Below are 9,184 nucleotides of genomic sequence, written 5' to 3'. Positions count from 1 at the left end.
CGGGCGCCCTGGCCGCGGCCGGCTACACCAACCCCGTCGTCTGGCAGGACTTCGCGGACGTCGACATCATCCGCGTCGGCGACACCTACTACATGTCGGCGTCCACCATGCACTACTCTCCCGGAGCCCCCGTCCTGCGCTCGTGGAACCTGGTGGACTGGGAGTTCGCGGGCCACTCCGTGCCGGTGCTGGACTTCGGCGCCAAGTACAACCTGTCCGGCGGGCGCGGCTACGTCCGCGGCATCTGGGCGTCCTCGCTCAACCACCGCCGCAGCGACGACACGTTCTACTGGATCGGCCAGATCGACTTCGCGCGGACCTACGTGTACACCGCCAGGACCGTCGAGGGCCCGTGGACGCGGCGCGCGGAACTGCCGCAGGTCTACTACGACGCGGGGCTCCTCGTCGACGACGACGACACCATGTACGTGGCCTACGGGAACACCCGCATCAGTGTCGCCCAGCTCTCCGGCGACGCCCGGACCCAGGTCCGGGCGCAGGAGGTGTTCGTCACCCCCTCCTCCGTCGGGACGCTGGAGGGTTCCCGCTTCTACAAGATCAACGGCCGCTACTACATCTTCGTCACCCGCCCGGCGAACGGTCAGTACGTCCTGAAGTCGGACTCCGGCCCGTTCGGCCCCTACACGATGAAGCAGCTGCTGCTGGACCTTCCGGGGCCGATACCCGGTGGCGGGGTCCCGCACCAGGGAGGGCTGGTGAGCACCCCGCAGGGCCAGTGGTACTACATGGCGTTCGTGGACGCCTATCCCGGCGGCCGCGTGCCCGCCCTCGCCCCCGTCACCTGGACCTCCGACGGGTGGCCGGTGCTCCAGCTCGTCAACGGCGCCTGGGGGGCCTCCTACCCCGCCCCCGAATTGCCGGCCCCGCCCCGCGCGACCAGGCCGCTCACCGGCGTCGACACCTTCCCGGGGCCCGCGCTCGGCCCCCAGTGGGAGTGGAACCACAACCCGGACACCAGCCGGTTCACCGTCGGCGGCGGGCTCACCCTGCGGACCGCCACCACCACCTTCGACCTGTACTCCGCCCGCAACACGCTCACCCACCGCATCCAGGGCCCCACCTCGACCGCGACGATCGTCCTCGACCACTCCGGCATGCGGGACGGCGACCGCAGCGGACTCGCCCTCCTGCGCGACTCCTCGGCCTGGATCGGCCTCAAGCGCGACAACGGCACGACCCGCGTGGTGATGGTGAACGGCATCACCATGGACGGCGACTGGAACACCAGCAGCACGGGCGCCGAGGCAGCCGGGGCGGCCGTCCAGGGCAGCCGCGTCTGGCTGCGCGCCACCGCCGACATCCGTCCCGGCAGCGGCCGCCAGGGACACTTCGCCTACAGCACCGACGGCGTCACCTTCTCCCCGCTGGGGCCGGCCCTCACCCTCAAGAACGAGTGGCAGTTCTTCATGGGCTACCGCTTCGGCATCTTCAACTACGCGACCATCGCCCTCGGCGGCTCGGTCCGCGTCGAGCGCTTCGAGCTGACCGCCGGGACCCCCGCCGCCCCCGCCTCCGCCGTCACCCTCCGGGCCCGCGCCAACGACCGCTACGTCTGCGCCGACAACGCCGGTGCCTCGCCGCTGATCGCCAACCGCACCACCGCCGGCAGCTGGGAGACGTTCGACCTCGTCGACCTCGGCAACGGCGACGTCGCGCTGCGGGCCCGCGCCAACGACCGCTTCGTCTGCGCCGACAACGCCGGTGCCTCGCCGCTGATCGCCAACCGCACCACCGCCGGCAGCTGGGAGACGTTCCGCCGGGTGGACAACTCCGACGGCACCGTCAGCCTGCGCGCACGGGCGAACGACCGGTACGTCAGCGCCGAGGACGGCGGCGCCTCACCGCTGATCGCCAACCGCACCTCGATCGGTCCCTGGGAGTCGTTCACCCTCCTCCCGGCCTGACGCGCCGACGGGCCCGTCCCGCCGTCCTGCGCACCGGCCGGGCGTTCTCACCCTGACCGGCAGGACGCGACCTCCCGCGTCACCCGGCGCCGGAGCGGCGTGCCCGCCCACGTGTCGTCTCCCATCCCGTCCTTCTCGTGAAAGAGGTGCACGATGCGCCCACCCGTCAGCAGGCGGAGCCTGCTGCGGACCGCCGGAGCGGCAGCCGTCGCGTCCGTCGCCCATCCGCTGCTCAGCAGCTCACCCGCGCAGGCCGCCGTCCCCCCGGCTCGCTCCGACAGCGGGGTCTCGGCCCATCCCTTCGCGTTCGGCCAGGTCCGGCTGACCGCGAGCCGGTGGCTGGAGAACCAGAACCGCACACAGAACTACCTCCGGTTCGTCGACGTCGACCGGCTGCTGTACAACTTCCGCGCCAACCACAAGCTGTCCACCAACGGGGTCTCGCCGAACGGCGGCTGGGACGCGCCGTCCTTTCCCTTCCGCACCCACGCGCAGGGACACTTCCTCACCGCCTGGGCCCAGCTGTACGCGGTGACCGGCGACACCGTGTGCCGGGACAAGGCGACCCGGATGGTCGCCGAGCTGGCCAGGTGCCAGGCCAACAACGGCGCCGCCGGGTTCGGCGCCGGTTACCTCTCCGGGTTCCCCGAGTCCGATTTCACCGCGCTCGAGCAGCGGACCCTGTCCAACGGGAACGTGCCCTACTACGCGATCCACAAGACGCTCGCCGGGCTGCTCGACGTATGGCGTCTGATCGGCAGCACCCAGGCCCGTGACGTGCTCCTCGCCCTCGCCGGATGGGTCGACCGCCGCACCGGCGCGTTGAGCACCACGCAGATGCAGGCAATGCTGGCGACCGAGTTCGGCGGCATGAACGACGTGCTGGCCGACCTCTACCAGCAGACCGGCGACGCTCGGTGGCTCACCGCCGCTCGGCGGTTCGACCACGCCGCGGTCTTCGACCCGCTGGCGTACAACCAGGACCGGCTCAGCGGACTCCACGCCAACACCCAGGTCCCGAAGTGGATAGGAGCGGCACGAGAGTTCAAGGCCACCGGCACCACCCGCTACCGGGACATCGCCGACAACGCCTGGAACATGTGTGTGAACGCGCACAGTTATGTCATCGGCGGCAACAGCCAGGCCGAGCACTTCCGCGCCCCGAACGCCATCGCCGGCTACCTGAACCAGGACACCTGCGAGAGCTGCAACACCTTCAACATGCTCAAGCTGACACGGGAGCTGTTCACGCTCGACCCGAACCGGGCCGAGTTGTTCGACTTCTACGAACGGGCCTGGCTGAACCAGATGATCGGCCAGCAGAACCCGGCCGACAGCCACGGGCACGTCACCTACTTCACCCCGCTCAACCCGGGCGGCAGGCGCGGAGTGGGACCCGCCTGGGGCGGCGGCACCTGGAGCACGGACTACAACTCGTTCTGGTGCTGCCAGGGCACCGGTCTGGAGACGCACACCAGGCTGATGGACTCCGTGTACTTCCACAGCGGCGACACCCTGATCGTGAACATGTTCGTGCCCTCGGTGCTGGACTGGTCGGAGCGCGGGATCACCGTCACCCAGACGACCTCCTACCCGGCCGCCGACACCACCACCCTGCAGGTCGGCGGGAACGCCGGCGGAACCTGGTCGATGCGCGTCCGCATCCCCTCATGGACCACCGGGGCCACCGTCGCGGTCAACGGCACGACGCAGAACATCGCGACCACGCCGGGCAGTTACGCCACGCTCACCCGGACCTGGAGCCCGGGCGACACGGTCACGGTGCGGTTGCCCATGCGGGTCGTCGTGCGTGCGGCCAACGACAACGCGGACGTCGTCGCGGTCACCTACGGCCCGGTGGTCCTGTCCGGCCACTACGGGAACACCTCGCTCACCTCGCTCCCGCGGCTGGACACCTCCACGATCCGGCGGACCGGCAGCAGCGGGCTGGCCTTCACCGCGACCGCCAACGGCTCCACCGTCAACCTCGGCCCGTTCCACGACGCGCACGGCCACAACTACACCGTCTACTGGTCCACCGGGGGCGGCCCCGGCGCGCCGAGCGGTTCGGTCCGGCTCGCCAACGCGGCCAGCGGCATGGTCCTCGGCATCCAGGACATGTCCACGGCCGACGGCGGCCGCGCCCTGCAGTGGGACGACTCAGGCACCGCCGACCACGACTGGGAGATGATCACCGACGGCGACGCGGTCCGCCTGCGAAACGTCCACAGCGGCAAGGTGCTGGGTGTGCGGGACATGTCCACCGCCGACAACGCGATCGTCCTGCAGTGGGCGGACAACGGCACTGCCGACCACCGGTGGAGGCTGCAGGACCAGAGCGACGGAACGTACAAGGTCCGTAACGTGAACAGCGGCAAGCTGCTCGGCATCGCCGGCAACTCCACCGCCCGCGGCGCGTTCGCGGTCCAGGCCCCCGACGACGGATCGGCGGACAACCGCTGGCGCGTCGTGAGAAACACCTGACCCCGACCGTTGCCCGTCGGGGACGCGGGGAAGGACACCTACGGGGCGGGCCGGGGGGAGGGCGGCAGTTCCCGCACGGTCCTGTCCCCGGTCCCCGTCGGGCGCCGGTCCGCCGCCGTTGCCCGGGCAGGGGCCGGACCAGGGCCCCGGCGGGCTGCGGCGGAGGACGCCGGCTTCCAGCCGGCACGATCCGGGCCAAGCCCGTTCGATCCCTCGTGCGCAGGGGTATGCCCTGCCTTGCCGACCGCACGTCAGGGCTCGGACCGGATCTGGCCGATGGGGGAATCGTGCGCACTCGCGTGTCCGGACTGGGCCTCGGTCCGATCCGAGGGGACCACGCCCTCATGACCCCGTTCGCGGGCACCCTGTTGCAGATACTCCGGGGATTCCTGCTGATCGCCTGGGTCCTCATGGTGGGTTTCACCGTGTTCACCCCCGACCAGGTCGACGGGAACCTCGCCTGGACGACGGCGGTGGTGATCGCGGTCTACACCGTGACGTTCGGATGGCGTCTGCTGACCGCCCGGCTCGGCATGAACCGGTGCTACCTCCTGACGGAGGGGGTGGCCGTGACCAACCGCTTCGGCCGGGTGACCGATTCCGTGGCCTGGAGCGACGTGACCGGTGTGCAGCAGACAACGGTCGTGGAACTCTACATGGGAGCGCACCGCATGGAGATCCACCGGAACCGGACCGCCGAACCCCTCACGCTCCTGGCACCGGGCGTGAGATCGAAACTGGTGGAAGCGCTGCTCACCGAGGGCCGCCGCGCAGGAGCCCTGGAGTGACGGGCACGGGGTGAGCAGCGCGCCTGGCGCCCCCAGCGACCCCCTCGGCGCCGTGCCGTCGATGCGGACACGGATCCGAGGACCCCGCCGGCGCATGCGGAGAGTGGCCGCGCCCCTGGCGTCGGGGCCGCATGACTGCCCAACTCCCGGCCCCCGCTGACAGGTCGGCGAACGGGGTGGCGAGTTGGGATGGCGATTTTCGGCAGAGGGTGGCGAATCCCGGCGAAACCCGATCGCTGGTGAATCGGGTATCCCGGTGCAGGTATGTTGCGACTGTCCGATGGATCTCTCCTGAACTGCCTGCCAACCGGGCAGGGGGCCCAACCCTGTTGGGAAATAGAGAGAGGAGTCGGACGGGATGGGACGATCGAGGCGGAGCAAGCGCCCCGGGCGCCACCGGTCGATGGACTGGGGGCAGGTCGCGGTGCTGCTCCTGACGGCGATCACTGCCATCGCGGGATGCGTCGAGCATGTCGTCTGACGCTTGCGGGTGAGCCCGGCCGAGACTTAGTCGGCCGGACCCGCCCCTCGCCCCGCACATCGGCCTGGCTTCGGGTGGCCTCCCGAGGCCAGGCCCTGTGTGTTTCGGGGCGGTCGCGAAGTACCAGGACTCGATCCCGGCCTCCCGACTACGCAGATAACCCCAACCTGGATGCTTCGGCAAGCACTCGAACGTCACGGTGCACGCTTTGTCGGATATGTTCCAGGCGAATGATCATGGCAGAGGGTGGCGAAAGCGGGTGGCGCAATCAAGCGCCGCAGGCAGGCGACTTGCGGGGGTGGCGAATCCTGGCGTTTCGGGGTCGATCAAACCGACGCCGAAACGGCGTGGTGCCCCGGGTGCCGTGCTCCTGGACGCCGGCGGCAACCAACGGGTCCTTCGTAGATCCGCGTGCCGGGCAACGCGCCGCCCGGCCCTGAGGCGCGGCGAGAACCCGCCGGGGCGACAGGACCGGGCGGAGACGGTCACGCGCGGCCGCCTCAGTCCACGTACCGCAGTCCGGCGGCCTCCAGCGGGCCGCGCATCGCGTACATGTCCAGTCCCAGCTCTCCGGAGGCCAGCCGCTCCCGCTTGCGGGCCTCGTTCTCCTCGCGCCCGCGCGCCGCCTCGGCGGTGCTCCCCACCCGGTCCACCGGGACCACGACCACGCCGTCGGCGTCGGCGACCACCACGTCGCCCGGCCGCACCTGGGCGTTGGCGCAGACCACCGGCACGTTGACGGAGCCCAGGGTGGCCTTGACCGTGCCCCTGGCGTTGACCGCCCGGCTGAAGACGGGGAAGTCCATCTCCTGGAGGTCCGCCACGTCGCGGACGCCGCCGTCGATCACCAGCCCGGCGCATCCGCGGGCACGTGCCGAGGTGGCCAGCAGGTCGCCGAAGAAGCCGTCCTCGCACTCGGTGGTGCAGGCCGCCACCAGCACGTCGCCGGGGCGCAGCTGCTCGATGGCCACGTGCATCATCCAGTTGTCGCCGGGCTGGAGGAGCACGGTCACCGCGGGACCGATCAGCCGGGCGCCCGGGTACACCGGCCGCATGTACGGCCGCATCAGACCGGTGCGGCCCATCGCCTCATGGACGGTGGCCACCCCGTACGGCGCCAAGGCCTCGAGCTCCTCGGGCGAGGGGCGGGGCACGGAGCGGTGGACGACTCCGAGTTCGTGCATGACGGGCTTCCTCTCGATACGTGTGCGCGGCTCGATGCGTGTGCGCGGCGCTACCGTGTCCGGGGCCGGGACGGCGTCGCGCGGGTCAGCGCCCCTGGCGCTTCAGCAGGGCGTCCAGCCGCGGGTAGACGCGTCGGGCGTTGTGCTCCTGGACGGCGGCCAGGTCCTCGGCGGACAGCCGGGCCGCCTGCGCGTAGCGGCGGGTGTCGTCGAAGTGGTGACCGGTGCACGGGTCGATGTCGCGGACCGCGCCGATCATCTCCGAGGCGAACAGGATGTTCTTCGCCGGGATCACCTCGTACAGCAGGTCCGAGCCCGCCTGGTGGTAGACGCAGGTGTCGAAGTACACGTTGTTCAGGACGTGCTCCTCGAGCTCCGGCTTGCCGAGCGCCATGGCGAGCCCGCGGAAGCGGCCCCAGTGGTAGGGCACCGCGCCGCCGCCGTGCGGGATGACCAGACGCAGCGTCGGGAAGTCCTTGAACAGGTCGCCCTGCACCAGCTGCATGAACGCCGTGGTGTCGGCGTTGAGATAGTGCGCACCGGTGGTGTGGAAGGCGGGGTTGACGCTGGTCGAGACGTGGATCATCGCCGGGACGTCGTACTCGGCCATCTTCTCGTAGACGGGGTACCACGAGCGGTCCGTGAGCGGCGGCGCGCTCCAGTGCCCGCCCGACGGGTCCGGGTTGAGGTTGATCGCGACGGCGCCCAGTTCCTCGACGGCGCGCACCAGTTCCGGTACGCAGGTGGCGGGATCGACGCCCGGGGACTGGGGGAGCATGGCGGCCGGCGCGAAGCGGCCGGGGTGGAGCGCGGCGACCCGGTGCACCAGGTCGTTGCAGACCGCGGCCCAGGCGGCGGACGTAGTGAAGTCGCCTATGTGGTGGGCCATGAACGAGGCGCGGGGCGAGAAGACGGTGAGGTCGATGCCCCGCTCGTCCATCAGCCGCAGCTGGTGGGGCTCCACGGTGGCGCGCAGGTCGTCGTCCTCGATCCGCAGCTCGTTGCGGGAAGGCGCGGCCGACGGGTCGCCGACGGCGGCGATCTGCCGCTTGCGCCACTCCTCGAGGGCGGGCGGCGCGGTGGTGTAGTGCCCATGGCAATCGATGATCATCCGAGTCCTCTCCGGGTGCCTCACGCGACCACACAGTAACCGCTGACGAAATTGTTGACAATGTGTGCGAGTGGTCGGGCGCCTGCTCGCGCACGCCTACGCACACGCGGGAAGGAGTCACCGGCGCGGAGGGCCGGGGGCCGGTCGGAACGGCCGGTGAGGAACGGCCGGTCGTGAGGAACGGCCGGTCGTGGGGAACGGCCGGTCGTGGGGAACGGCCGGGGGAGAGCCGGGAAGGACAGCCGGGACGGGCGGCCCGGAGGGTCAGTCGGTCAGGGTGCGGGACAGCACCTCGCGCTGCAGCGGGCGGACCAGGGCGTACAGCTCACGGCCGCGCACGGTGGGGGCCACCCACACCCCGCGACGGTCCTCGCGGCACACCGTCCGCTCCAGCAGACCCTCACGCTCCAGCCGACCCAGCAGCCGGGAGAGCGCGCTCTGACTGAGGTGGACCCGCTCGGCGATGTCCTGCACGCGGCAGGGGACGCCCGGCCCGTCCGGTGTCCCGGACACCAGGACGTCCAGCACCTCGAAGTCGCTGGCGCACAGTCCGTGGGGATGCAGTACCCGGTCGATCTCGCAGACCGTCCGGGAATGGACCGCGAGAATGCCGCGCCACCGTTGCTCCAGCCGCGCACCGGCCGTGTCCGCTGCCATGGCGCCCATGGTAGGGCGGCGCGGTCCGGCGGGGGAGACCCCGGAAGGGCCCTGTCGGACGGAGTGTCAGGCCGGTGCCGGCCCCCCGCCCGGGGGGTCCTGGACCAGGCCGACGACATTGCCGTCCGCGTCCCGGACGGTCGCCACCAGCTTCCCGCCGCCGACGTCGCGCACGTCGCGCACCGCCTCCGCCCCCGCGGAGAGCAGCGCGGCCAGCGTCGCCGGCAGGTCGTCGACGTGCCAGTAGGGGACCGGGCCGCGGAGCCCGGCGTCGTGACCGTGCGGATCGAGCCCGACCTCCTGGCCGTCGGCCGTGCGGAACCCGGCCCAGTGGGCCTGGTCGACATGCGGCTCGACGCCGAGCAGGGCGCGGAAGAGCGCCTTGGCCCCGTCGAGATCGCCGACCGGGTAGACGATGGTCCTCAGATGGGCCTCCATGGCCCCATGCTCGTCGCCCCCGGTCCGCCCCGCACCCGGCGCTCGCCCGTCCCGGCCCGTCCGTCGTCACCGCGAGGGAGCCTCGGGCCTCACTCCGGGACCACCGCCACCGCGGT

The 9,184-nt window shown here is 71.3% G+C and carries 7 protein-coding genes and 1 pseudogene; 4 read left to right on the top strand and 4 right to left on the bottom strand.

Annotated elements, in window-relative coordinates; translation table 11 throughout:
• Positions 1-8: 8 nt before the first annotated feature.
• The 4 genes and pseudogenes from HW445_RS10175 to HW445_RS33490 all read left to right on the top strand — a co-directional run.
• Positions 9-1,508, top strand: a pseudogene (locus tag HW445_RS10175) (glycoside hydrolase 43 family protein); the annotation flags it as partial.
• A 570-nt stretch (positions 1,509-2,078) separates the two neighbouring features.
• Positions 2,079-4,409 carry a beta-L-arabinofuranosidase domain-containing protein gene (locus HW445_RS10170; RefSeq protein ID WP_180220702.1) on the top strand — a complete coding sequence of 777 codons (2,331 nt, stop codon included), beginning with the start codon at positions 2,079-2,081 and terminating at the stop codon, positions 4,407-4,409.
• A gap of 344 nt (positions 4,410-4,753) precedes the next feature.
• Positions 4,754-5,197 carry a hypothetical protein gene (locus tag HW445_RS10165; RefSeq protein ID WP_257230973.1) on the top strand — a complete coding sequence of 148 codons (444 nt, stop codon included), beginning with the start codon at positions 4,754-4,756 and terminating at the stop codon, positions 5,195-5,197.
• 358 nt (positions 5,198-5,555) lie between these two features.
• Positions 5,556-5,678: a hypothetical protein gene (locus HW445_RS33490; protein ID WP_257230972.1), complete on the top strand. Its 123-nt coding sequence runs from the start codon at positions 5,556-5,558 to the stop codon at positions 5,676-5,678.
• A 500-nt stretch (positions 5,679-6,178) separates the two neighbouring features.
• Here HW445_RS33490 and ligK read toward each other — a convergent pair whose 3' ends face one another.
• The 4 genes from ligK to HW445_RS10145 form a co-directional block, all read right to left on the bottom strand.
• Positions 6,179-6,862, bottom strand: coding sequence for a 4-carboxy-4-hydroxy-2-oxoadipate aldolase/oxaloacetate decarboxylase (gene ligK, locus HW445_RS10160; RefSeq protein WP_180220700.1), 684 nt, complete (start codon positions 6,860-6,862; stop codon positions 6,179-6,181).
• A gap of 85 nt (positions 6,863-6,947) precedes the next feature.
• Positions 6,948-7,973, bottom strand: a complete 1,026-nt coding sequence (locus tag HW445_RS10155; RefSeq protein WP_180220699.1) for an amidohydrolase family protein — start codon at positions 7,971-7,973, stop codon at positions 6,948-6,950.
• A gap of 264 nt (positions 7,974-8,237) precedes the next feature.
• Positions 8,238-8,630, bottom strand: coding sequence for a MarR family winged helix-turn-helix transcriptional regulator (locus HW445_RS10150; RefSeq protein WP_151773875.1), 393 nt, complete (start codon positions 8,628-8,630; stop codon positions 8,238-8,240).
• Positions 8,631-8,696: 66 nt separating this feature from the next.
• Positions 8,697-9,068 carry a VOC family protein gene (locus tag HW445_RS10145; protein ID WP_180220698.1) on the bottom strand — a complete coding sequence of 124 codons (372 nt, stop codon included), beginning with the start codon at positions 9,066-9,068 and terminating at the stop codon, positions 8,697-8,699.
• Positions 9,069-9,184 lie beyond the last annotated feature (116 nt).

The organism is Streptomyces sp. UH6 (assembly GCF_013421635.1).
Taxonomy (GTDB): domain Bacteria; phylum Actinomycetota; class Actinomycetes; order Streptomycetales; family Streptomycetaceae; genus Streptomyces; species Streptomyces abyssomicinicus.
Note: the sequence above shows the minus strand (reverse complement) of the source record. Positions and strands in the feature narration are given on the sequence as shown.

What these genes read in the sequence shown, in the direction of transcription:
- HW445_RS10170 (WP_180220702.1), top strand. Translation starts at nt 2,079, where the DNA reads ATGCGCCCACCCGTCAGCAGGCGGAGCCTGCTGCGGACCGCCGGAGCG.
- HW445_RS10165 (WP_257230973.1), top strand. Translation starts at nt 4,754, where the DNA reads ATGACCCCGTTCGCGGGCACCCTGTTGCAGATACTCCGGGGATTCCTG.
- HW445_RS33490 (WP_257230972.1), top strand. Translation starts at nt 5,556, where the DNA reads ATGGGACGATCGAGGCGGAGCAAGCGCCCCGGGCGCCACCGGTCGATG.
- ligK (WP_180220700.1), bottom strand. Translation starts at nt 6,862, where the DNA reads ATGCACGAACTCGGAGTCGTCCACCGCTCCGTGCCCCGCCCCTCGCCC.
- HW445_RS10155 (WP_180220699.1), bottom strand. Translation starts at nt 7,973, where the DNA reads ATGATCATCGATTGCCATGGGCACTACACCACCGCGCCGCCCGCCCTC.
- HW445_RS10150 (WP_151773875.1), bottom strand. Translation starts at nt 8,630, where the DNA reads ATGGCAGCGGACACGGCCGGTGCGCGGCTGGAGCAACGGTGGCGCGGC.
- HW445_RS10145 (WP_180220698.1), bottom strand. Translation starts at nt 9,068, where the DNA reads ATGGAGGCCCATCTGAGGACCATCGTCTACCCGGTCGGCGATCTCGAC.